Origin of the sequence: Amycolatopsis sp. QT-25, assembly GCF_029369745.1 — a bacterium.
Lineage (GTDB): Bacteria > Actinomycetota > Actinomycetes > Mycobacteriales > Pseudonocardiaceae > Amycolatopsis.
Genome location: NZ_CP120210.1, coordinates 2,029,827 through 2,052,521, shown reverse-complemented (window position 1 = coordinate 2,052,521; position 22,695 = coordinate 2,029,827). Strand labels below are relative to the sequence as shown.

The 22,695-nt window shown below is 69.4% G+C and carries 18 protein-coding genes and 2 tRNA genes; 14 read left to right on the top strand and 6 right to left on the bottom strand.

Going from position 1 to position 22,695, the window contains the following annotated elements:
• Window positions 1–20: 20 nt before the first annotated feature.
• The gene (locus P3102_RS09495) at window positions 21–1,862 is read left to right on the top strand and encodes a M48 family metallopeptidase (protein WP_276368256.1); all 1,842 of its coding nucleotides are present in this window, start codon (window positions 21–23) and stop codon (window positions 1,860–1,862) included.
• Window positions 1,863–1,938: 76 nt separating this feature from the next.
• Here the strand turns inward: P3102_RS09495 and P3102_RS09490 are convergent, their stop codons facing one another.
• Both P3102_RS09490 and P3102_RS09485 read right to left on the bottom strand, forming a co-directional pair.
• Window positions 1,939–2,769, bottom strand: coding sequence for an SAM-dependent methyltransferase (locus tag P3102_RS09490; RefSeq protein ID WP_276368255.1), 831 nt, complete (start codon window positions 2,767–2,769; stop codon window positions 1,939–1,941).
• Window positions 2,770–2,909: 140 nt separating this feature from the next.
• The gene (locus P3102_RS09485) at window positions 2,910–4,004 is read right to left on the bottom strand and encodes a hypothetical protein (RefSeq protein WP_276368253.1); all 1,095 of its coding nucleotides are present in this window, start codon (window positions 4,002–4,004) and stop codon (window positions 2,910–2,912) included.
• Between the two features lie 145 nt (window positions 4,005–4,149).
• Between P3102_RS09485 and P3102_RS09480 the strand changes: the two genes are divergently transcribed.
• Window positions 4,150–5,472: a serine/threonine-protein kinase gene (locus tag P3102_RS09480; RefSeq protein ID WP_276368251.1), complete on the top strand. Its 1,323-nt coding sequence runs from the start codon at window positions 4,150–4,152 to the stop codon at window positions 5,470–5,472.
• A gap of 49 nt (window positions 5,473–5,521) precedes the next feature.
• On the top strand, window positions 5,522–5,908 hold the full coding sequence (locus P3102_RS09475) for a hypothetical protein (protein WP_276368250.1): 387 nt from the start codon (window positions 5,522–5,524) through the stop codon (window positions 5,906–5,908).
• Here the strand turns inward: P3102_RS09475 and P3102_RS09470 are convergent.
• Complete coding sequence (locus tag P3102_RS09470; protein ID WP_276368249.1) at window positions 5,901–6,074, bottom strand: hypothetical protein; 174 nt, start codon at window positions 6,072–6,074, stop codon at window positions 5,901–5,903. The two genes, P3102_RS09475 and P3102_RS09470, sit on opposite strands and share 8 nt — an antisense overlap.
• A gap of 59 nt (window positions 6,075–6,133) precedes the next feature.
• Window positions 6,134–6,676, bottom strand: coding sequence for a type 1 glutamine amidotransferase domain-containing protein (locus tag P3102_RS09465; protein WP_276368248.1), 543 nt, complete (start codon window positions 6,674–6,676; stop codon window positions 6,134–6,136).
• Window positions 6,677–6,774: 98 nt separating this feature from the next.
• Here P3102_RS09465 and P3102_RS09460 point away from each other — a divergent pair, with 98 nt between their 5' ends.
• Complete coding sequence (locus P3102_RS09460; RefSeq protein ID WP_276368246.1) at window positions 6,775–7,782, top strand: DNA topoisomerase IB; 1,008 nt, start codon at window positions 6,775–6,777, stop codon at window positions 7,780–7,782.
• On the opposite strand, the gene P3102_RS09455 is transcribed toward P3102_RS09460, so the two are convergent.
• Window positions 7,765–9,342, bottom strand: coding sequence for a SpoIIE family protein phosphatase (locus P3102_RS09455; protein WP_276368245.1), 1,578 nt, complete (start codon window positions 9,340–9,342; stop codon window positions 7,765–7,767). The two genes, P3102_RS09460 and P3102_RS09455, sit on opposite strands and share 18 nt — an antisense overlap.
• 185 nt (window positions 9,343–9,527) lie before the next feature.
• On the opposite strand from P3102_RS09455, the gene P3102_RS09450 reads away from it, so the two are divergent.
• Entirely contained in the window at window positions 9,528–14,174 is a 4,647-nt protein-coding gene (locus P3102_RS09450; protein WP_276368243.1) for a HAMP domain-containing protein, read from the top strand.
• Between the two features lie 133 nt (window positions 14,175–14,307).
• Here P3102_RS09450 and P3102_RS09445 read toward each other — a convergent pair.
• Window positions 14,308–14,381, bottom strand: a tRNA-Gly gene (locus P3102_RS09445).
• 84 nt (window positions 14,382–14,465) lie between these two features.
• Here P3102_RS09445 and P3102_RS09440 point away from each other — a divergent pair.
• From P3102_RS09440 to P3102_RS09400, 9 genes are all read left to right on the top strand, one after another.
• A tRNA-Pro gene (locus tag P3102_RS09440) sits at window positions 14,466–14,539 on the top strand.
• Between the two features lie 247 nt (window positions 14,540–14,786).
• Window positions 14,787–15,227, top strand: a complete 441-nt coding sequence (locus P3102_RS09435; protein ID WP_276368241.1) for a GNAT family N-acetyltransferase — start codon at window positions 14,787–14,789, stop codon at window positions 15,225–15,227.
• A 61-nt stretch (window positions 15,228–15,288) separates the two neighbouring features.
• Window positions 15,289–16,455, top strand: coding sequence for an ROK family transcriptional regulator (locus P3102_RS09430; protein ID WP_276368239.1), 1,167 nt, complete (start codon window positions 15,289–15,291; stop codon window positions 16,453–16,455).
• A 97-nt stretch (window positions 16,456–16,552) separates the two neighbouring features.
• Window positions 16,553–17,572 carry an ABC transporter substrate-binding protein gene (locus tag P3102_RS09425; RefSeq protein WP_276368238.1) on the top strand — a complete coding sequence of 340 codons (1,020 nt, stop codon included), beginning with the start codon at window positions 16,553–16,555 and terminating at the stop codon, window positions 17,570–17,572.
• Window positions 17,569–18,330, top strand: a complete 762-nt coding sequence (locus P3102_RS09420) for an ABC transporter ATP-binding protein (RefSeq protein WP_276368236.1) — start codon at window positions 17,569–17,571, stop codon at window positions 18,328–18,330. Before P3102_RS09425 ends, P3102_RS09420 begins: the two co-directional genes overlap by 4 nt.
• Window positions 18,330–19,169: an ABC transporter permease gene (locus P3102_RS09415; RefSeq protein WP_276368235.1), complete on the top strand. Its 840-nt coding sequence runs from the start codon at window positions 18,330–18,332 to the stop codon at window positions 19,167–19,169. The genes P3102_RS09420 and P3102_RS09415 overlap by 1 nt, the downstream gene beginning before the upstream one ends.
• Window positions 19,166–20,500 (top strand): LLM class flavin-dependent oxidoreductase, encoded by a 1,335-nt coding sequence (locus P3102_RS09410; RefSeq protein ID WP_276368233.1) that lies wholly within the window; start codon window positions 19,166–19,168, stop codon window positions 20,498–20,500. Before P3102_RS09415 ends, P3102_RS09410 begins: the two co-directional genes overlap by 4 nt.
• Complete coding sequence (locus tag P3102_RS09405) at window positions 20,497–21,399, top strand: TauD/TfdA family dioxygenase (protein WP_276368230.1); 903 nt, start codon at window positions 20,497–20,499, stop codon at window positions 21,397–21,399. The genes P3102_RS09410 and P3102_RS09405 overlap by 4 nt, the downstream gene beginning before the upstream one ends.
• Before the next feature lie 27 nt (window positions 21,400–21,426).
• Window positions 21,427–22,653 (top strand): DUF6596 domain-containing protein, encoded by a 1,227-nt coding sequence (locus tag P3102_RS09400; protein WP_276368229.1) that lies wholly within the window; start codon window positions 21,427–21,429, stop codon window positions 22,651–22,653.
• Window positions 22,654–22,695 lie beyond the last annotated feature (42 nt).

Genomic DNA, 22,695 nt, shown 5'->3' with positions numbered 1-22,695 from the left:
TCCTCGCGACACTTCTGCTCGTGGCGTTCCCAGTGGTGGTCGTCGCGGTGGGTGTCGCCAGTGTGCTGGCGGGCCTGCGGATCCAGGGCAAGATCGGCCTGTACGTCATGCTCGCCGGACTCGCGATCATGATCGCGCTGGGCTTCGGGCTGGTGAGCGCGTTGCGGGCGCGGCGTCCCCCGATCGAGGGGCCGCGGCTGGAGCGTGACGCCCATCCCGCGTTGTGGCGGATGATCGACGACCTCGCCGCCCAGGTGAAGACGCGGCCGCCGGACGAGATCGTGCTGATCGGCGAGATCAACGCGGCGGTCAGCGAGGACGCCCGGTTCCTCGGCCTGCGGCCGGGCCGCCGCACGATGCTGATCGGGCTGCCGCTGCTGGCCGCGATGAGCGTGAGCGAGCTGCGTTCGGTGCTGGCACACGAACTCGGGCACTACAGCGGCGGCCACACCCGGCTGCTCGCGCTGACCTACCGCGGCACCCAGACGCTCGCCTTCACCGTCGACAGGCTGGACGGCGGCCCCGCCAGGGCGCTGCTCTCCGCCTACTCGAAGCTGTACCTGCTGGTCGCCCGGTCGGCGAACCGGCGGCAGGAACTGCAGGCCGACGAGGCGTCGGTGCTCGCGGCGGGCAGCCGGACGGCGGCAGCGGCACTGCGGAAGATCGCGACGCTGAGCCCGCTGTGGAAGGACTACGCCGAGCGCTACCTCTCACTCGGCGCGGCGGCGCGGCGCACTCCCCCGGTGTTGCTGGGGTTCCGGTCGTACCTCGATCACCCGGTCCAGCGAGACTGGGTGCTTGAGTACGCCGAAGAGGTCATCGACGGCGAAACGCTGTCGAAGTACGACAGCCATCCGCCCACGAAGCGCCGGATCGCCGCGCTGGCCGGCGTGCCGGACAACCCGGTGAAGCCGGACGCGCGGCCGGGCTGGTCGCTTCTGGGGGCGCCGAAGGTCGACGTGCCCGAGGCGGAGCTGGGAGTGCTGATCCGTGACGTCGGGCCCCGCGCGGACTGGGACGAGGTCGTCAAACGCGCGGGCCGGGCTTCGGTGGCGGAGGGCGCGAAGCTGCTGACTTCGGCCGGTCTCGAAAGCAGGCTGGCGCCCCGAGGCACGATCGGCGAGGTGGTGCGGGTCTTGCGCGACGGTGACGCCGAAGCGCTCGCCAGGCCGCTGCGGGCGCCGTCCCGCGAAGAGGGCCTCGAACTGCTGACAGAGCTGTTCGCCGACACCGTCACCGCCGCGATGATCGACAACGGCGTCGCCGCGCATCGCCTGAACTGGGGCGGCGACTGGGCACTGTGCCTCGGCGACGGCGAGCCGTTCGACGTCGTCGAGCTGGTCGCCCCGGCGGTACGCGGCCCGCGCGCGGTCGACGAACTGGTCCACAACCTGCAACTGCTGAACGTGCCCGCCGCGTACTTCTGCAAGCAGGAGCCCCAGCCGGAGCCGGATCCCGCCGAAGCCCGCATGCTCGGGCTGTTCACCGCGCTGAAAGCCAAGCGGAAGCTCTACGACCTGATCGTCTGCGACACCGAAGTGGTGATGCTGCCGATGGCGCGCTCGGTGCTGGTCCGCCGCGGACTCGCCGGCCTGCTCGGGGCGCGCGGGGTGTCGGACCGCAAGCGGATCCGGAAGCTACGGGAGCGCGGCCTCGACGAGCTGCGCGCCGAACCGGGCGCGCGGCGGATCCCGTTCGCGGACATCGTGGCGGGCGGTTTCCCCCGCCGGAAGCTCACCGTGTACCTGACGCTGGAGCTCGCCGGCGGCGAGGTGCTGGAACTGGCGATGACCGGCAACACCGAGGACTTCGGCACCGCCCACGACGAACTCAAGGCGTTCTTCGGCTCGCTGAAGGCCTGAGGCAGGGCGGGGCGGGAGTGGCGTTTCGGGCTGGACCCCGAGCCGCCACTCACGATCACCCCGGCCCAGCGTGTTTTCAGGGCTTGATCCCCACGCCGCCGAGGCTCAGGTGGTTCAGCTCGGTCAGCGGCGCGAGGCGTGGGCCTTCCGGCCACCATTCGTGCAGGTGGACCACCCCGGGCTCGATGATCTCCAACCCGTCGAACAGTGACTCGATCTCCTCGCGGCTTCGATGCACCGTGCGGTGCCCGGTGCTGCCCATGAGGTCGTCGAGTTTCCGGGCGAGCGCGGCGCGCGCGCCCTCGCCGGGGGTGAAGTCGTGGGTGATCAGCACGTACGACCCCGGCGCGAGCGCGTCGACGTAGGCGCGGACGACGGCCCGCGCCTTGCCGAGGTCTTCGATGTGGTGCAGCACCGAGTTCAGGATCACCGCGACCGGGCGGTCGAGTTCGAGGTGCTCGGTGACCACCGGATCGGCGAGGGTCCGCGCCGGCTCGGTCAGATCCGCGCCGCTGACGTGGACGAGATGGTCTTCCAGCAACGCCAGCCCGTGTGCCTGGACGACCGGGTCGTGGTCGACGTAGACGACCACCGCGTCGGGGTGGTATCGCTGCGCCGCCTGATGGGTGTTCTCCGCGGTGGGCAGCCCGGAGCCCAGGTCGAGGAACTGGTCGATGCCGCGGGCGCCGGCGAGGAACCGGACCACCCGGTTCGCCCAGGAGCGGAACTCCTTGGCCATCGCGGCGGCGTCGGGAGCGAGGGCGAGCAGGTCGTCGACCGCTTGCCTGTCGACCTCGTAGTGGTCGTGCCCGCCGAGCAGGACGTCCTTCATCCGGGCGAGGTTGGGCTTGCTGTAGTCGAGGGGAGGCGGGCGCCTCGGCACAGACCGGCCCTCGTCCGAAGTCATGGACGCGTTCCACCCTTCAGCCGCGCACGGGCCACGTGAACGTGCCCACGGCTCCCTCGACATCGACGGACCGTACACAGATTACGACATGGCGTGCGTTCCGGTGAACCTCCCGGAAGGGCCATGCCCACCTGCGACGTTCACCCGAAGACGAGCTCTCGCCACGTGCCGCCGCCGTCGGTGGTGCGGTACACGGCCGATCCGCCGTGGGCGTCGGGCAGTCCGTCCACGACCACGCCCACCCGTTCGGCCGGGAAGTCCAGGTCGTTGAGGCAGACGCCGCGGCCGCTGAGCTCCGTCGTCGTCCAGGTCACCCCGCCGTCGGCGGTGCTGTGCAGGAATCCGGCGCCGCCGCCTTCCGCCGCGACGGTCGCCGCCGAGGGCGACGCCGCGCTGAAGCTCTGGTTGATCCCGAGGGTGGGCGCCTGCGCCGTGCCGGTGAAGTGTCCTCCGAGCTTCGGCGCGCGCCACAGCCGCCGGACTGTCGCCCCCGGCTGCGGCGTCCCCGGTCCCCCGCTGCACAACGCCAGCACCTGCCCCTGCCGGACCCCGCTCAGCGAGGCCGCGCTGTCCGCCGGGCAGGGCGGCGGCGCGGGCGCGAAGACCACGCCGTCGGACGACGTCCAGTACTTCTGGAGGCGGTAGTCCGCTCCCATCGACACCTGGATGCCGCCGCTGGTGACGATGTCCCCATAGGTGGAAGAGCCGGTGACAGTGAAGCCGGGAACGCGCTGGAGGAGCCGCGTACCGGAAAGCCCCGCGTACAGCGTCGTCGTCGACGGGCTGCCGAAACCGGTGACCATCGCGAACACCCGGGAGCCCGATTCGGTGATTTTCGAAATGTAAAAAGGTTCCCGAACCCCGGCGAGCCGGACCTCCGACCACCTTCCGCCACCGTCGTGGCTGGCGAGCAGCCGGGTGCCGTCGGAGAGGAAGACGTCGCGTTCGTCGATCACCGTGAGCTTGACCTGATTGTGGTTGTCCGGCAGCGAGATCGGCGGATCGCCGACGCGGCGCCACCGCTTCCCGCCGTCGGCCGTCGACAGCAGGGACGCGCACCATCCCGGTCTGCCGCACGGGGAAAAGCCGAGGACGAAGCCACGCAGCGGCCCGGTCCAACTCGTCGACGCGGGAGCGAACCCCCGGGGCACAGCCGAATCGGCGGCGGCCGGGGTGGGGACGGCCAGGGCGGTCAGTGCGGCGGCGGCGAGCGCGGCCCACCGGTTCGGCTTCATGCCCAACGAGACGTCCGGCCCACGCCGGGGTTGCCCGCCGTTCGGGGTGAACCTTCGGATCGGCTCCGCTACGCTGTCGAACCTTGTTTCACCCGGGGCCGGACCGGGTATCCGGCGTTCGGCCGGTGAGACGGAGGTAGCACCGATGGACGACGCGGGTTCGCGTGCTGGTGGTGAGGTCGAGGAGGACGAACCCGATGCCGGGACCACTCAGCGCCGGTTCGCCCTGAACGTCCACGACCCGGACCATCTTCCGCGCAGGCTCGCCGGCCGGTACGAAGTCGGGGAACTGCTCGGCCGCGGTGCGACGTCTCGGGTCTTCCGGGCCTGGGACCTGCGCGAAGAGCGCGAAGTCGCGCTGAAGCTCTTCCACGCCGAGACGATGCTCCGGGACGAGCGCCGCCGTCAGCAGGAGATCCAGGTCCTCAGCGCGGTCCGCCATCCCGGGCTCGTCCCGCTGTACGACGCGGGCTCCGACGACGGCTACACCTACTTGACGATGCGCCTGGTCGACGGGCCGAATCTGGCCCAGCGCCTGCGGTCGGGCCCGCTCACCCCGGACGAGGTCGTCGAACTGGCCGCCCGGCTGGCCGACGCGCTCGCGCACGTCCACGCGCATGGCATCACCCACCGTGACCTGAAACCGGCGAACATCCTGATCGCCGACGACGGCCCGCTGATCGGCGATTTCGGGGTGGCGCACGCCTTCGACGCGACCAGGGTGACCGAGACCGGTGGTGTCGTCGGCACGGCGGCGTACATGGCACCCGAACAGGTGCGCGGTGAGAACATCGGCCCGCCCGCCGACGTCTACTCCCTCGGCCTGGTCCTCCTCGAATGCCTGTCCGGGGAACGGGAGTACACCGGGACGCCGGTCGAGGCCGCGGTCGGACGACTGCACCGGCAGCCCCGGATCCCCGACGGGCTGTCGGTGACCATGACGACGCTGTTGCGCGGGATGACCGCGCGGAAGCCGTCGCAGCGTCCCACCGCCGCGGCGATCTCACGGATCCTGCTGGAGGACTCCACCGGGACGAAGGTCGTCCATCTCGCGCCCGCCGCCCGCAGGCGGGCGGCCGTGGTCGCCGCCATCAGCGCGCCCGCCGCCGCGATCACCATCGGTGTCCTGCTGGCGGTCAACCAGACCGGGGCGAACCCCCCGGTGCCGCCGGGCGAACCGCTCCCCCCGGCGGCGACCGGCTCGTCCGCTCCGGTGGCAGGCCAAGGAACGCGTCCCTCGGAGGCCGTCGAGGTCCCCGCCGGCGGGGTGAAGGTGCCACACACGGTCGTGGTGACCGAGGTCGTTCCGGTGTCCGCGAAGCCGCCCGGCACCTCCCGAATCGCGGGAGCCACTTCGACGCCGGACGGCACCACCGCTTCGAATGACCAGTCGGGTGCCTCGACGAAGCCGGGCAAAAGCAAACCCCGGCCCCCGTCGAAGAGCAACAGGCCCGGTCCTCCCGACTGAGCGACCGCACAGTCGGGGTGCCCACCGTGGACGATGATGGGAGACGGCGATGACTTACCTCAACGACCCGCGCGAGCCGCAGGAAGAGATCGTCGAACGGACACCCGCCAGGATCCGCGCCGTGCGGATCATCAACGCCCTCGTCCACGCGGTGTGCTGGATCTTCGCCCTGGTGCTGATCATGCACATCCTGCTCGTGTTCGGCGAGGCCAATCCGGGGAACGGGTTCGCGCGGCTGATCGACCAGTGGTCGCGCGGCGTCTCGCTCGGGCTCCGCAACCTGTTCACCCCGGACGGCCTCAAACTGCGCACCCTGTTCAACGACGGTCTCGCCGCGCTGCTGTGGCTGATCATCGGTGGCGTGGTGACCGATCTGGTCTCGCGGATCGGTCTCCCCGGCCCGAAGCGGGTCTGGTACCGGCGAAGCCTCAGTTGAGTGAACCCGGCTTCGCCTCGGGGGCGTCACCGGCCTGGGCCTGCGCGGCCCGGGCAGCGGTGACGTCCGGGGCGGCGGCCTCCGCGGGCTGTTCCGGATCCGGCACGGGCTCGGTGTCGAAATGCTCACGGCACCACCGGCCATAGCGTCTGGCATGCACGGTCATCGCGGCACCTCCTTTCCCGGCCACCACGATCCCCCATCCCTGTGACGGGCGCCACTCGTTTACCCCGCGAAGGCGGTCACGATCGCGGAGCAGAACGCGGGCAGGTCGCCGGGATTCCGGCTCGAGATCAGGCCGTCGTCGATGACGACCTCCTGGTCGACGACGGTGCCGCCGGCGTTGCGGATGTCGGTGCGCACGCTGGGATACGAAGTGAGGGTGCGGCCGCGGACGACGTCGGCCTCGACCAGCGTCCAGGGACCGTGGCAGATGACCCCGACCGGTTTGCCGCTGTTCACGAAATCGCGGACGAACCGGACCGCGTCCTCGTCCGCGCGCAGGTTGTCCGGGTTCATCGTGCCGCCGGGCAGCACGAGCGCGTCGAAGTCGTCGACCGTGACGTCCTTGACGACCCGGTCGACGGTGAACTTGTCCGCCTTGTCGATGTCGCCGTTCATGGCCTGGATCTCCCCGGGTTCCAGCGAGACGACCTCGGCCGTCGCCCCGGCGTCGGTGACCGCCTTGCGCGGTTCGACCAGTTCGACCTGTTCCACGCCGTCCGCGGCGAGGATGGCCACGCGGCGTCCGTTCAGCGATGTCGTCATCGGGTTTCCTCCTCCAGTTGGGGTCGCTCTCCGACTACCCCGCGCCGGACCGGCCGAACCCTGGGCATGAACCCGCTCCGTGCCGGGTATCTGTCCTCATGCGACTTCGGCGAGCGGACCAGGGGTCCCCCGGAATCCGGCGGCGGCGAAGAGGTCGTGGCTTCGGCTACTCGACCCCGGACGGCGAACCGCTGAGGGATCAGCACACGATCGAGCGCATCAACGCGCTGGCGATCCCGCCCGCCTGGCGGCAGGTGTGGATCTCCCCGCACGAGAACGCCCACATCCAGGCCGTCGGGGTGGACGACGCCGGGCGGAAGCAGTACCTCTACCACGCCGAATGGCGGCGGGCCAGAGACGAGGAGAAGCACGAACGCGTCCTGGCACTGGCCCGGAAACTGCCCGAACTGCGCGCAACGGTTCGGGAGGATCTCGACGCACGCGGCCTGAAGCGGGAGCGGGTGCTCGCCGGTGCCCTGCGCATGATCGATCTGGGTGTCTTCCGGACCGGCGGCGAGAGCTATGCCGAGGAGCACGGCACACACGGGGTGGCGACGTTGCTGTGCGAGCACGTCGAACTCCGCGACGAATGTCTCGTCTGCGATTACCCCGCCAAGCACGGCATCCAGCGGAAGGTCCGGTTGCGGGACGAGGCACTGGTGCGGCTGGTCCGCTCCCTCCGGCGGGTGCGCGGCGGCGACGTGCGCCTGCTCGCTTATCGCGACGGCGACGGCTGGCACGAGGTGAAGGCCGACGACATCAACGCCCGGCTCCGGGAAATCGTCGGCGAGGGCTTCACCGCCAAGGATCTGCGGACCTGGAACGCCACCGTCCTGGCCGCTTCGGCCTTCGCGGACAAGGAAAGACCTTCCAGCGAACGGGGGTTCAAGCGGACCGAGAAGGCCGTGATGACGGAAGTCGCCGAAGGTCTCGGCAACACGCCCGCCGTGGCACGCCGGTCCTATGTGGACCCGCGGGTGGTCGAGGCGTACCGGCAGGACCGGACCGTGGAACGCGCGGTGCGGCGGGCCGGGAAGGTAGCGGATTCCGATCTGGCGAGGCAGATCGTCGAGCGGGCGGTGGTGCGGCTACTGAACGGGTCGTGACGCCTCGATGGCGAGGACGGCGATGTCGTCGTGCGCCCCGCGGCCGAGCCAGTCCCGCACCGCGGACCGGAGCCGGGCGACGACCTCGCGGCCGGACAGCCCCCGGCAGCCGGTGAGCAGTTCACGCAGCCGTTCGTCCCCGAACAGCTCCGACGGCCGCTCGTGGTGCCGCGCTTCGGTGATCCCGTCGGTGTAGAGCAGGCAGATGTCGCCCTCGGCCAGCCGGATGGCCGTCTCGGCGAACCGGGCCTGCGGGGAAATGCCGACCAGGGTGCCGGGCAGGGTGATCTCGTCGACCCCACCGCGACGGCGCACCACCAGCGGCGCCGGATGCCCGCCGGAGGCCAAAGTGACGCCGAGACCGTTTTCGTCCGCCAGCACCGAACCGAGCACCAGGGTGGCGAACCGGCCGCTGCCGCCGGTGATGAGCAGGGAATTGAGCAGGCTCAGCAACGTCGTGTTGTCGTGCTCGACGAGATCGAGCGCGGCGAGGGTCTGCCGGACCCGGCCGGTGAGCGCCGCCGCCTCGGCTCCCTTTCCGCAGACGTCGCCGAGGACGAACATCGCGCCGCCGTCTTCGCGCGGCAGGACGTCGTAGAAGTCACCGCCGACGTCGAGCAGTCCACTCGACGGCTCGTACCAGACGTCGAACTTGACGCCGGGCACGGCCGGCGGCGGGGTCGGGCGCAGCGTGGTCTCCAGACCGCGGGTGGCCTCTTCCTGCCGGGCGTAGCGGTGCGCGTTCGCCAGCGCCGTCCCGGCCGCGCGAGCGAACTCGGTCACCGCGCGGGGATGGTCCTCGCCGAACGCGGCCGCGCCGCGCCTGCCGAGCACGACCGCGCCGGTGACCCCGGCCCCGCCGTCGGAGCCCAGCGAGACCACGGTCACCGACGAATGGACGGCGAGCCGCTCCGCGACGACCGCGGGCAGCGTCGCGATCTCTTCTTTCGGGACCGTCTTGGCCTCGGGTCCCTCGGTGGCGGCGAAGGTGCCGGCGAGCACCGGCGCCAGCTGGGCCGGGACGCGGCGGATCCGGCCGTGGCCGTGGTGGGTGCGGTGGTCGTAGCTCCACCACTCCCAGCGGCCGCGGGTGGTCGGCAGCAGGACGAACACGCAGTCGGCGAGTTCGGCCGCGGCGATCTCGGCGATCACCTTCGCCGTCCCGTGCCGTCCCCGTGCGGAGGCGAGCCGGGGCGCCGAGGCGGCGAGGAAGCCGTCCACGCGCGGACCGTCGGCCGCGACCGCGGACGTCACCGTCCACGCGTGCCAGCCGCCGGGCAGCGTCCGGATCCGCGCGGGGAACCGGCGGCCGGTGTGTTCGACATGCCCGACGTCGGGGCCTTCCGCGGTCAGCACCGGGCGGCCGCCGCCGAACAGCGCGCGGGCGGCGGGATTCGACCAGCGCAGCGCGCCACCGACGTCCTGCACGAGCACCGCGTCACGGACGTCTTCGAGCAGCTCGCGCCAGAACCTCCCGGATTCGGGCAGCGCTCCCTCGCTCGTCGTGGTCGACGACTCCGAGGGGAGCGACGTCGAGGCCGGGGCGGGCCGTGACACCATTCCCGGACCTCCTCCTGCCTTTGCGGGTAGCGCAGTGTGAGCGGGCGGACTGGCTCGAAGTGTAGGTCGAATCATGGCACGCTGATGCGACGACCATGGCTGGGCATGCGTGGTGGAGAGGGTCGACACAGATGACACAGCACTCCCGAAGGGACCGGCTCTCCGTGGAAGGTGGTGGCGGCCAGGTGGACGAAGCGACCCTCGAACGCCTGCTCGCGGCGGCTCGTGACCTCGGGGACGGCAACTTCCGGCGGCGGCTCGTGGCACACGGGGACGGACTCGCGGCCCAGCTCGCGGGCGCTTTCAACGACATCGCCGAACGGAACCAGCGGCTGGTGACCGAGCTCCTGCGCGTCCGCGAGGCGGTCGGCAAGGAAGGCAGGCTGACCGAGCGCGTCGCGGCCGAGATCGGTCCCGGCGGCTGGGCGACCGCGGTCGACGTCGTCAACGGGCTGATCGAGGACGTGAGCATGCCCACGGCCGAGCTCAACCGGGTCCTCGGCGCGGTCGCGGAGGGTGATCTGTCCGAGCCGATGCCGCTGGAAGTGGGCGGGCGGCCGCTGCAGGGTCAGTTCGCCGAAGTCGCGAAGACGGTGAACGGCCTGATCAAGCAGCTTTCGCGGTTCGCGACCGAGGTCACCAGAGTGGCCCGCGAAATCGCCACCGAAGGACGGCTCGGCGGTCAAGCCGAGGTCCCGGGGGTGGCGGGCACCTGGCGTGATCTCACCGACAACGTCAACGTGATGGCCAGCAATCTGACCGACCAGGTCCGCAACATCGCCCAGGTGACCACCGCGGTGGCGCGGGGCGACCTGACCCAGAAGATCAACGTCGACGCGCGCGGCGAGATCCTGGAGCTCAAGAACACCGTCAACATCATGGTCGACCAGCTCTCGTCGTTCGCCGACGAAGTGACCCGGGTGTCCCGTGAGGTGGGTAGCGAAGGCCGTCTCGGCGGCCAGGCGCAGGTCCCCGGCGCGGCGGGCACGTGGCGTGATCTCACCGACTCGGTGAACCTGATGGCCAGCAACCTGACCGACCAGGTCCGCAACATCGCCCAGGTGGCCACCGCCGTCGCGAAGGGCGATCTCTCGCAGAAGATCAACGTCGACGCCAAGGGCGAGATCCTCGAACTCAAGAGCACGCTGAACACCATGGTCGACCAGCTCTCGTCGTTCGCCGACGAGGTCACCCGCGTGGCCCGTGAGGTGGGTAGCGAAGGCCGTCTCGGCGGCCAGGCGACCGTGCCGGGCGTGGCAGGCACGTGGCGTGGGCTGACCGACTCGGTGAACCAGATGGCGGACAACCTGACCGACCAGGTCCGCAACATCGCCCAGGTCACCACCGCCGTCGCGAAGGGCGACCTGACGCAGAAGATCACGGTCGACGCGCGCGGCGAGATCCTCGAACTGAAGACGACCGTCAACACGATGGTCGACCAGCTCTCGTCGTTCGCCGACGAGGTCACCCGGGTGGCGCGCGAGGTCGGCACGGAAGGTCAGCTCGGCGGTCAGGCGCAGGTGCCCGGGGTCGCCGGGACCTGGCGCGACCTCACCGGGTCGGTCAACTTCATGGCGAACAACCTCACCGCGCAGGTCCGGAACATCGCCCAGGTGGCGACGGCGGTGGCGAAGGGCGATCTCTCGCAGAAGATTGCCGTCGACGCGCGCGGCGAGATCCTCGAACTCAAGAACACGCTGAACACCATGGTGGATCAGCTTTCCGCGTTCGCGGACGAGGTCACCCGCGTCGCCCGCGAAGTCGGCAGTGACGGGCGGCTCGGCGGTCAGGCGCAGGTGCCCGGCGTGGCCGGGACGTGGAAGGACCTGACCGACAACGTCAACTTCATGGCGAACAACCTGACCGACCAGGTCCGCAACATCGCCCAGGTCACCACCGCCGTCGCGAAGGGCGACCTGACGCAGAAGATCATCGTCGACGCGCGCGGTGAGATCCTGGAGCTCAAGAACACCGTCAACATCATGGTCGACCAGCTTTCGGCGTTCGCCGACGAAGTGACGCGGGTGTCCCGCGAGGTGGGTACCGAGGGCAAACTCGGCGGCCAGGCTCAGGTGCGCGGCGTCGCCGGGACCTGGAAGGACCTCACCGACAACGTCAACGTCATGGCCACCAACCTCACCGACCAGGTGCGGAGCATCGCGACGGTGACGACGGCGGTGGCGAACGGCGACCTGTCGAAGAAGATCTCGATCGACGCGCAGGGCGAGGTCGCCGTCCTCGCCGAGACGATCAACAGCATGGTCGAGACGCTGCGCGCGTTCGCCGACGAGGTCACCCGCGTCGCCCGCGAGGTGGGCACGGAAGGCATCCTCGGCGGCCAGGCCCGTGTGCCGAACGTGGCGGGCACGTGGAAGGCGTTGACGGACAACGTGAACGTCATGGCCGACAACCTGACCGGCCAGGTCCGCAGCATCGCGACGGTGACCACCGCGGTGGCGCAGGGCGACCTGTCGAAGAAGATCGACATCGACGCGCGTGGCGAGATCCTCGAACTCAAGACCACCATCAACACGATGGTCGACCAGCTTTCGGCCTTCGCCTCCGAAGTCACCCGTGTCGCCCGCGAGGTCGGCACGGACGGCACGCTCGGCGGTCAGGCGGAGGTGCCCGGGGTCGCCGGCACGTGGTCGCGGCTGACCGAAAGCGTGAACCAGCTGGCCGGGAACCTGACCACCCAGGTGCGGGCGATCGCGCAGGTGGCCACCGCGGTGACCGCCGGCGACCTGACCCGGCACATCACCGTGGACGCGTCCGGGGAGGTGGCCGAGCTCAAGGACAACATCAACCAGATGATCGCGAACCTGAAGGAGACCACCCGGGCGAACCGCGAACAGGACTGGCTCAAGACCAACCTGGCCCGGCTGTCCGCGCTCATGCAGGGGCACCGGGACCTCGCGTCGGTGGCGTCGCTGATCCTGTCCGAGCTGACCCCGCTGGTGTCCGCGCAGCAGGGCGCGTTCTTCCTCGCTCGCGAAGACGAGCGGGAAGAGACGGTCCTGGAGAGCATCGCCACCTACGGGCTGGCGAAATCCCAGACCGGCCTGCGGTTCTCCCCCGGCGAGTCGCTCATCGGGCAGGCCGCCGTCGACCGCCGCACGATCCTGGTCCACGAAGCCCCGCCGGAATACGCGCTCATCTCCTCGGGACTGGGGTCGGCCGCGCCGGTCAACGTGATCGTGCTGCCGGTGCTGTTCCAGGGCGAGGTGCTCGGCGTGCTGGAACTGGCGACGATCAACGCCTTCAGCACCGTCCACATCGACCTGCTGGAGCAGCTGAAGGAGACCATCGCGGTCAACGTCAGCACCATCCAGTCCAACTCGCGCACCGAGGCGCTGCTGACCGAATCCCAGCGCCTGGCACAGGAACTGCGTGCCCGGTCCGAACAGTTGCAGGCACAACAACGGGAACTGCGCCGGTCCAACACGGATCTCGCGGAGAAGGCGGCGCTGCTGGCCCAGCAGAACCGCGACATCGAGGTCAAGAACAGCGAGATCGAGCAGGCGCGGCAGGAACTCGAAGAGCGTGCCGGGCAGCTGACCATGGCGTCGCAGTACAAGTCCGAGTTCATGGCGAACATGTCGCACGAACTGCGGACCCCGCTCAACAGCGCGCTGATCCTCGCGAAACTCCTTTCGGAGAACCCGGACGGGAACCTGTCGGAGAAGCAGGTCCAGTTCGCCCGGACGATCTACTCGGCGGGCAGCGACCTGCAACAGCTGATCAACGACATCCTCGACATGGCCAAGGTCGAGGCCGGGCACCTCGACCTCCAGATGTCCGACGTCACGCTGCCCGAACTGGTCGAGTACGTCGAATCGATCTGCCGTCCGCTCACCGCGGACAAGGGCCTGGAGTTCGCCGTCCTGATCGACCCGCCGGTGCCGTCGTCGATCCACACCGACGAGCACCGCGTGCAGCAGGTGCTGCGGAACCTGCTGTCCAACGCGGCGAAGTTCACCGACGAGGGCGCCGTACGCCTGCACATCCGGATGGCCGACCGGCGCGAGGTGGAAGCGGACTCACTCCGTCAGGCCCCCGGCGTCCTCGCGTTCGCCGTCGAAGACACCGGCATCGGCATCGCCCCGGACAAGCTCGCGATCATCTTCGACGCGTTCCGCCAGGCCGACGGCACCACCAGCCGCAAGTACGGCGGCACCGGGCTTGGCCTGTCGATCAGTCAGCAGCTGACGGAACTGCTCGGCGGCGAACTGCGCGTCCGCAGTGAACCCGGCAAGGGCAGCACGTTCACGCTGTACCTGCCGGTGAGCGCCGCGAACCTGATCGTCCCGACCACGCGGGCCGGCGGTGTCCCGCTGATCATGGCCGTGCCGCAGGCGGGCCCGGTGACGCCGTCGCAGCGGTTCCACGGCGAGAAGATCCTGATCGTCGACGACGACCTCCGGAACGTCTTCGCGCTGGCCGCCGTGCTGGAACGCAACGGGCTGGAAGTCATCTACGCCGAGACCGGCGTCGCGGGTATCCGGGCCCTGGAACGGCACGAGGACACCGCGCTCGTCCTGATGGACGTGATGATGCCCGAACTGGACGGCAACGCCACGATCACCGCGATCCGCGCCGAGGCCGCACACGAAGACCTGCCCGTGATCGCCGTCACGGCGAAGGCGACCGCGGAGGACAAAGCGCGCACCCTGGCCTCGGGAGCGGACGACTACGTGACCAAACCCGTCGACACCGACAAGCTGCTGGACCTGATCGCCGCCCACCTCGAAGCGGATGCCGCCTCCAGCGGCCTCTCGCAGGCCCTGGCGGGCCCGTCGGACTCGGACGCTTCGGAACCCGGCTCGGACTGAGGCGTCCGCTCCGTCACGCGTGCCGTCCATCCGGACACGCGAGATCGTCGTTCACGACCACCTGGACCGCGACCGATGCCCCGAATGCGAAAGAACCCGCAGGCCAGGAGCCTGCGGGTTCTTCGTGAAGCGGTGGAGCGGGTGACGGGAATCGAACCCGCGTAGCTAGTTTGGAAGACTAGGGCTCTACCATTGAGCTACACCCGCGTGCCCCCGAAGTACCGGGTGCGAAAACAGCTTAGCGTGACCCGCTAGGCTGTGTGCACACCCCCCGGGGAGACCGGGGAGTCACGGGATGTGGCGCAGCTTGGTAGCGCATCCGCTTTGGGAGCGGAGGGTCGCAGGTTCAAATCCTGTCATCCCGACTCAAGGTCTTCGACCTGCGGTTTCACTTCTCTGCCGGGCCTGCGGGCCCGGCACGAAAGCCAGTGCGGCTCTCCGTTGGGTGGTCTGCGCGCCGCGGACGATCGACCGCGTGGATCCCGGTGTGCTGGATGATCCCGGAATTCACCCGGTCGCCGGATGCCTGGCCCGATCGTCGCAGGTGCGGAGAATCAGAGACACCTGACGAGGCGCGCTCGACCAGGCGGCCCCTCCGCTTTAATGAGGATCATGGAGATCCGCCACGCCCTCGGCACCGACGCCCCCGCCGTGACCGCGCTGCTCACCGAGCTGGGATACCCGGACAACGAGGTGGAGGACGTGCGCGGACGACTCGAGCGCTGGTCCCGTCATCCCGAAGGCGCCGCGTTCGTCGCCGAGGCGGACGGCACGGTGGTCGGTGTCGTCGCGGTGGTCGCGATCCCGCTGCTCGAGCGGCCGGGCTCCGGCGGCCGGATCGTGGCCTTGGTGGTGGACGGGACCCGGCGGGGCTCAGGCATCGGACGCGAGCTGGTCTCCGCGGCCGAAACGGAGGCGCTGCGGTGGGGCTGCGACTTCATGGAGGTCACCAGTTCCCGCCACCGGACCGCCGCGCACGCTTTCTACCGAGCGCGGGGCTACGAGGACCACTGTGAACGCAGCGCCCGGTTCATGCGCCGGCTGACCGCCTGACGCAGCTCCCGGATACTGAGAGCCCTAGGCCCACCGGCACCCGCTTGCGAACATCGGCACCGTGACGGGCAGGCGGAGCGCCAGTGCCAGTGCGGTGCTCCGCGTGGTGCTGGACGAAGGGGCGATAGCGCGCAGCACCATCGCGCGCCGCACCGGACTGAGCGCCGCGGCCGTGACGGGGCATGTGGCCGAGCTGATGCGCCGCGGGTTCCTCACCGAACTGCCCGAGGTGGCCGGCGCGGTCGGCAGGCCGCATGTGCCGGTGGACCTCGACACGGAACGGTTCGTGGTGTGCGGGGCGCATGTCGCGGCCGACCATCTGACGGTCGGATTGCTGGACCTGCGCGGGAAAGTGCTGGCGCAGCACGAGGCGCCGCATCACGGCGCCGAGCCCGCGGTGCAGGTCGCGCAGATCGCGGAGCTGCTCGACGACCTCCTCATCGGCCACGCGCCGGAGCGGACGCCGCTCGGCTTGGGAGTGGCGACCGGCGGGTGGGTCGACGAGGCGTCCGGGACGGTGGTGGAACACGGTCCGCTCGGCTGGCGCGGGGTTCCGTTGCGCGATCTGCTCACCGAGGTCACCGGTCTCGACGTCCGCGTGGACGGGCATTCGCGGGCGCTCATCCACGCGGAACGCCTGCTGGGGCAGCCGCGAGCGCGCAGCAGTGTGGTGCAGTTGTTCACCGGCAACGTGGTCGACGCCGCCTTCGCCACCGGTGACACCGTCCATCATGGACCCCGGTCGGCGGCGGGCGCGGTGGCGCATCTGCGGGTCGACGACAGTGAGGAACCCTGCCGCTGCGGCCGTTCCGGCTGTCTCGAAGCCACGGTGTCCGAGCGCACGGTCGCCCGCAAGGCTTTCGAGGCGGGGCTCGTCGAGGAACCGATTTTCCCCGATGTGCTCCATTCGGCGACATCGGGAAACAAAGGCGCCATAGCACTTTTTCACGAGCGCGCGCGAATCATCGGACAGGCCGCCGCCTTGCTTTTCGACGTGCTCAATCCGGAAATCCTCATCGTGCTCGACCAGAGTGTACGCGACGTCGAAGGTTGCCTTTCCACGATCCGGGACGAAGTCGCCCGACGCTCGTGGATCTGCCAAGACGCGGACAAAAACGTTGTGGCTTCGAGCTTTCCGGGAACGGAGCTGGCGACAGCGGGTGCCGCCGTCATGCTGAACGCCCTTTACGAAGATCCGCTTTTCACGAAGCTCGCCAACGCCTCTTGAGGCCGGAGTTACTTCACTAAATCGCAAAATTGACGCTCTCCGCCGGGCCTGCGAAGAATCTTCTTCAACGACGCATACCCGAACGAAAGAGCCCACCGTGAAGAAACCAGTGCCCTTGCTCGCCGCGCTCCTCGCCGGATTGGCGCTGTCGGGCTGCGGCGCCTCCGCGACTCCGGCGGGCGTGGCCGGGCAGCCAGAGAAGCTCGAACTCCGCTACCAGGGGTCGGCGAACAACGTCACGTTCCCCGAACTCGCCGAGGACCTCGGGTACTTCGGCCCGGTCAAACTCAAATGGGTCGGCAACACGATCAGCGGACCGCAGGACATCCAGTCCGCCGCCACGGATCAGACCGATTTCGGCGGCGCCTTCACCGGCGCGGTCGCCAAACTCGTCGACGCCGGCGCCCCGATCAAGGCGGTCGTCAACTACTACGGCTCCGACGACAAGACCTTCCTCGGCTTCTACGTCAAGGAAGACAGCCCGATCCGCACGCCGCGTGACCTCATCGGCAAGAAGGTCGGCGTCAACACCGTCGGCGCGAACCTGGAGGCCGCCCTCGACACCTGGCTCAAACGCAGCGGCCTCTCCGACGCCGAGATCGACCAGGTGCAACTGGTCGTCCTGCCGCCGATCAACACCGAGCAGGCCCTGCGCAACGGCCAGATCGACGTCGCCGCGCTCAACGGCGTCCTCCAGGACCGCGCCCTCGCCGGGGGCGGCGTGCGGCCCATCGTGAAGGACGTCGAGGCGTTCGGCCCCTACAACGGCGGGCCGTACGTGCTGCGGACCGACTTCATCAAAAGGTATCCGGAGACCACGAAGACCTTCGTCACCGGCGTGGCCAAGGCGATCGAATGGGCCCGCACCACGCCACGCGAAGAGGTCGTCGCCCGGTTCACCAAGATCATCCAGAATCGCGGCCGCAACGAGAACACCGAAACGCTCAAGTACTGGAAGAGCACCGGCGTCACCAAGGGCGGGCTGATCTCCGACAACGACTACACGCTCTGGACCGATTGGCTGAAGCAGTCCGGGTTCATCAAGAACGACCGGGTCGACCTCGAGAAGATCTACACCAACGAATTCAACCCGTACCGCGAAGGCGGTGGCGCATGACCGCCAAGATCAGCCTTCGCTCGGTCACCAAGACCTTCGACACGCTGACCGCGCTGGACGACGTCTCCCTCGACATCGAGGACGGCACGTTCCTCTCCCTCGTGGGGCCGAGCGGTTCCGGGAAGTCCACCTTGCTCGATCTGCTCGGCGGCCTCGCGAAACCCACCTCCGGCGAGGTGCTGATCGACGGGAAACCCGTCACCGGCCCGGGATTGGATCGCGGCGTGGTGTTCCAGCAGTACGCGCTGTTCCCCTGGCGCACCGCACGCGCCAACGTCGAGTTCGGTCTCGAAGGGGGCACGCTGAACAAACGGCAACGCGCCGAGCGGGCACGGGAATATCTCGACCTGGTCGGGCTTTCCGGTTTCGAGGAGCATCTCCCCCATCAGCTTTCCGGTGGGATGAAGCAACGCGTCGCGATCGCGAGAAGCCTCGCCTACGACCCGGACGTACTGCTGATGGACGAGCCGTACGCCGCGCTGGACTCCCAGACCCGTGAACTGTTGCAGGAGGAACTGCGGCGGATCTGGCGGCGCACCGGCAAAACCATCGTCTTCATCACCCACAGCATCGAAGAGGCCGTCTACTTGGGACAGAAGGTCGCGGTGCTCACGTCGCGGCCGGGCAGGCTCAAGGACGTCGTCGACATCGACCTCGGCGACCGTTCGAACGACGACCTGCGTTCGGCACCCGCGTTCGTGGCCCATCGCCACCGGCTGTGGGAACTCCTGCACGACGAGATCCGGAGGGCCGCCTGATGACCGCCACCCTCGAGGCGCCGACAGTCCGCACAGGATCGGAAGCCGCCGCGAAACCTCGAAAGAAGAAGAGCCTGCTGAGCAAGATTTTCCGCGGCTCGGCGGCGATCCTGCTCTTTCTCGCCGGCTGGGAGCTCGTTCCCCGGTACCTTCTCGACGAGGGCACGAAGCCCTTCCTCCCGCCGCTGTCGGAAGACCTCGTCGCGCTTTGGGAGCTGATCCTCAACGGGCAGCTGGCCGACCATCTGCTGGCCAGTCTCGGCCGGTCCGCCGCCGGGTTCGTGCTCGCGGTGGCGGTTTCGGTGCCGCTGGGACTGCTGATCGCCTGGTACCGCCCGCTCGCCGAATTCCTGAACCCGCTGCTGGAACTGGCCCGCAACACCGCCGCGCTGGCGTTGCTGCCGGTGTTCACCCTCCTGCTCGGCATCGGCGAGGTGTCCAAGATCGCGCTGATCGTCTACGCCTGCGTCTGGCCGGTGCTGCTCAACACGATCGCCGGGGTGAACACCGTGGATCCCTTGCTGGTCAAGGCCGCACGTTCGCTCGGGCTGTCGAGCCCGAGTCTGTTCCGCAAGGTGATCCTGCCGTCGGCGGTGCCGACCATCTTCACCGGCATCCGGATGGCGGCGGCGTACTCGATCCTCATCCTGATCGCCGCCGAAATGGTCGGGGCCAAGGCCGGGCTCGGCTATCTGATCAACAACTCGCAGGTCAACTTCCAGATCCAGCAGATGTACGCCGCGATCATCACGGTTTCGGTGCTGGGCCTGGCCATCAACGCGGGCTTCGTCGCACTGGAGCGGCGGTTCTCCACCTGGCGTGTCAAGGAGAAGGCATGAACTCGCCGAAGAAAGAGTTGCACCTCAACGCGTTCGTGATGCCGAACGGTCATCACGAGGCGGCCTGGCGGCATCCGAGCACGGATCCGCACCGCGCCGCGACGCTGAAGCACTATGTCGACATCGCCCGCACGGCGGAGCGCGGCAAGCTGGATTCGCTGTTCCTCGCCGACGGTGTCGCGTTGTGGGGTGACGTCCGCTACAACTCGCACACCTTGTTCGAACCGCTGACGCTGCTCTCGGCGCTGGCCGGCGCGACGGAGCGCATCGGACTGATCGCCACCGCGTCGACGACCTACAACGAGCCGTACCACCTGGCGCGGAAGTTCGCGTCGCTCGATCATCTCAGCGGCGGCCGCGCGGGCTGGAACATCGTGACGTCGGCGGGTGAGGCCGAGGCCCGCAACTTCAACCGCGACGCCCGGCCGTCGCACGCGCTGCGCTACGAACGCGCCACCGAATTCGTCGAAGTCGCCAAGAAACTCTGGGACAGCTGGGGTGACGGCGCCGCCGTGATCGACAAGGCGAGCGGCGTCTACGCCGACACCGGCCGCATCCACCCGATCGACCACGACGGCCCGCATTTCCAGGTGCGCGGACCGCTGAACATCCCGCGTCCGGTGCAGGGTCATCCGCTGCTCGTCCAGGCCGGTTCCTCGGAGACGGGCAAGGAGTACGCGGCCCGGTTCGCCGAGGCGGTGTTCACCGCGCAGCAGACTTTCGCCGAGGGCAAGGCTTTCTACGACGACGTCAAGGGCAGGCTCGCGAAGTACGGGCGTTCGCCGGAGGAGATCAAGATCCTGCCGGGGATCAGCCCGATCCTGGGCCGCACGGAGGCCGAGGCGAAGGAACGCGAAGCCGAACTCAACGCCCTCATCACACCCGCGTACGGCGTGCGGCAGTTGTCGACCATGCTCGACCACGATCTGACGCCGTACCCGCTCGACGGTCCGCTGCCCGACGTCGGCACGTTCACCGAAGGCGCGCAAAGCCGGTTCGAGCTGGTCACCGGTCTGGCGAGGCGCGAGAACCTGACCATCCGCCAGCTGATCGAGCGGCTCGCGGGCGGCCGAGGTCACCGCGTCTTCGCCGGCACCGCCACGCAAGTGGCCGACCAGTTGGAGCACTGGTTCACCGAAGGCGCCGCGGACGGCTTCAACGTCATGCCGCCCACGCTTCCGGGCGGCCTGGAGGACTTCGTCGACCTCGTCGTCCCCGAACTGCGCAAGCGCGGGTTGTTCCGCACCGAGTACACCGCCACGACCTTGCGCGGCCACTACGGCCTCGCCCGCCCCGTCACCCGCACCCCAGTGAAGGAGTACGCCGCATGACCGCCATCGACACCCAGGTCGAGGTCCGCAAGATCACCGGCAGGATCGGCGCGCAGGTCGTCGGCGTCGACCCGGCCAAGGACCTCGACGCCGCGACCGTCGCCTTCGTCATCGAAGCCCTGCACGAGCACAAGGCGCTCGTCTTCCGTGACGTCGACCTCGACGACGCGGGCCAGCAGCGGTTCGCCCAGCACTTCGGCGAGCTGACCAAGGCGCATCCGACCGTCCCGTCGGTGGACGGCGAGCCCGCCATCCTGCCGGTCGACAGCGAACAGGGCCGCGCGAACCAGTGGCACACCGACGTCACCTTCGTGCTCAACCCGCCGAAGGCCAGCACGCTGCGCAGCCTGGTCGTCCCTCCGTACGGCGGTGAAACGCTGATCGCCGACTCGGCCGCCGCCTACCGGGATCTGCCGGAGCCGCTGCGGGCGTTCGCGGACACGCTGCGCGCCGAGCACACCAACGACTACGACTACGCGAAGCCGCCGGAAACCCTCGACGAGGCGGAGCAGGAACGCCGGAAGGTGTTCATCTCGCGGAAGTTCCGCACGGTCCACCCGGTGGTGCGGGTGCATCCGGTGACCGGGGAGCGCGGGCTGTACATCGGCGGGTTCGCGCAACGGATCGTCGGGCTGTCCAAGGGCGAGTCGCGGGACATCCTGCGGCTGCTGCAGTCCTACGTGACGCGGCCGGAGAACGTGGTGCGGGTGAGCTGGGAGCCGAACCAGCTGGTGCTGTTCGACAACCGCATCACCCAGCACTACGCCGTCGACAACTACGACGACCTGCCCCGCCGCCTGAACCGGGTCACCGTGGCGGGTGACGTCCCGGTGGGTGTCGACGGGGTGCCGAGCGAGTCCCTCGAAGGCGACGCTTCGCACTACTCCCCCGTCGCCTGACGGCTCGCATGGGGTAAGACTGGCGTCGTGAAGGACGATCGTCAGGTGGAAGGGCTCCTGCGGGAGCTGGCCCCGCAGGTCATCGGGTTGCTGGTGCGCAAGCACGGGCAGTTCGACGCCTGCGAGGACGCCGTCCAGGAAGCCCTGCTCTCGGCCGCGCAGCAGTGGCCGGTGCAGGGCATCCCGGACAGTCCGAAGTCGTGGCTCGCGACGGTCGCGTCACGGCGGCTGGTGGACGAGTGGCGCAGCGAGAGCGCGCGACGCCGTCGCGAAGAGAACTCCGCGCTGATGGAGCCGGCCGGTGCGGGAGCCACGGCCACCGTGTCCGGTTCGGACGACACGCTCACCGTCCTTTTCCTGTGCTGTCACCCTTCCCTGTCCGCGCCGTCGCAACTCGCCCTCACCTTGCGCGCTGTCGGCGGCCTGACCACGGGCGAGATCGCGAACGCCTTCCTGGTCCCGGAATCGACGCTGGCCCAGCGAATCAGCCGGGCGAAACAGACCATCAAGAAGGCGGGCGCCGAGTTCGTCCTGCCGCCGGCCGCGGAGCTCGCCGAGCGGCTCCGCGTCGTCCTCCAGGTGCTGTACCTGATCTTCAACGAGGGCTACACGACCAGCGGCGGCCCGGACCTGCACCGCGCCGACCTGACCGCCGAGGCGATCCGGCTGACCAGGCTGCTGCGGCGGCTCATGCCGGACGAGGACGAGGTCACCGGCCTGCTCGCGCTCATGCTGCTGACCGATGCCCGCCGAGCCGCCCGTGCCGGGGACGACGGCTCGCTCGTCCCCCTCGCCGAACAGGACCGTTCGCGCTGGAACGCGGAAATGATCGCCGAAGGTGTTTCGCTGGTGAGCGGGGCGTTGGAAGCGGGCCCGGTCGGGCCGTACCAGGTGCAGGCCGCGATCGCCGCCGTCCACGACGAGGCACCCACCGCGACCGGCACGGACTGGTCGCAGATCCTCGCGCTCTACGACGTCCTCGAGAAGGTCTCGCCCGGCCCTGTCGTCACGCTCAACCGCGCCGTCGCGGTCGCGGAGGTCAACGGGCCGGAAGCAGGTCTCGAACTGCTCGCCACCCTCGACGACGACAGCCGGATGAACCAGACCCACCGGCTCGATTCCGTACGCGGGCATCTGCTGGAGCTGGCAGGCGGCACGGGCGCCGCGCGCGAGGCCTATCTCCGCGCCGCCGCCAAGACCGCGAGCGAACCGGAGAAGCAATACCTGACCCGGCGCGCGGAGCGGCTCGGCTGAGGCTCAGATGCGCAGGTGCGGCAGCAAGCGTTCGCTTTCGGC

Bases quoted from the DNA above. Each gene is read 5' to 3' on its own strand.
- P3102_RS09490 (WP_276368255.1), bottom strand. From the start codon at position 2,769: ATGACTTCGGACGAGGGCCGGTCTGTGCCGAGGCGCCCGCCTCCCCTC.
- P3102_RS09485 (WP_276368253.1), bottom strand. From the start codon at position 4,004: ATGAAGCCGAACCGGTGGGCCGCGCTCGCCGCCGCCGCACTGACCGCC.
- P3102_RS09480 (WP_276368251.1), top strand. From the start codon at position 4,150: ATGGACGACGCGGGTTCGCGTGCTGGTGGTGAGGTCGAGGAGGACGAA.
- P3102_RS09475 (WP_276368250.1), top strand. From the start codon at position 5,522: ATGACTTACCTCAACGACCCGCGCGAGCCGCAGGAAGAGATCGTCGAA.
- P3102_RS09470 (WP_276368249.1), bottom strand. From the start codon at position 6,074: ATGACCGTGCATGCCAGACGCTATGGCCGGTGGTGCCGTGAGCATTTC.
- P3102_RS09465 (WP_276368248.1), bottom strand. From the start codon at position 6,676: ATGACGACATCGCTGAACGGACGCCGCGTGGCCATCCTCGCCGCGGAC.
- P3102_RS09460 (WP_276368246.1), top strand. From the start codon at position 6,775: ATGCGACTTCGGCGAGCGGACCAGGGGTCCCCCGGAATCCGGCGGCGG.
- P3102_RS09455 (WP_276368245.1), bottom strand. From the start codon at position 9,342: ATGGTGTCACGGCCCGCCCCGGCCTCGACGTCGCTCCCCTCGGAGTCG.
- P3102_RS09435 (WP_276368241.1), top strand. From the start codon at position 14,787: ATGGAGATCCGCCACGCCCTCGGCACCGACGCCCCCGCCGTGACCGCG.
- P3102_RS09420 (WP_276368236.1), top strand. From the start codon at position 17,569: ATGACCGCCAAGATCAGCCTTCGCTCGGTCACCAAGACCTTCGACACG.
- P3102_RS09415 (WP_276368235.1), top strand. From the start codon at position 18,330: ATGACCGCCACCCTCGAGGCGCCGACAGTCCGCACAGGATCGGAAGCC.
- P3102_RS09410 (WP_276368233.1), top strand. From the start codon at position 19,166: ATGAACTCGCCGAAGAAAGAGTTGCACCTCAACGCGTTCGTGATGCCG.
- P3102_RS09405 (WP_276368230.1), top strand. From the start codon at position 20,497: ATGACCGCCATCGACACCCAGGTCGAGGTCCGCAAGATCACCGGCAGG.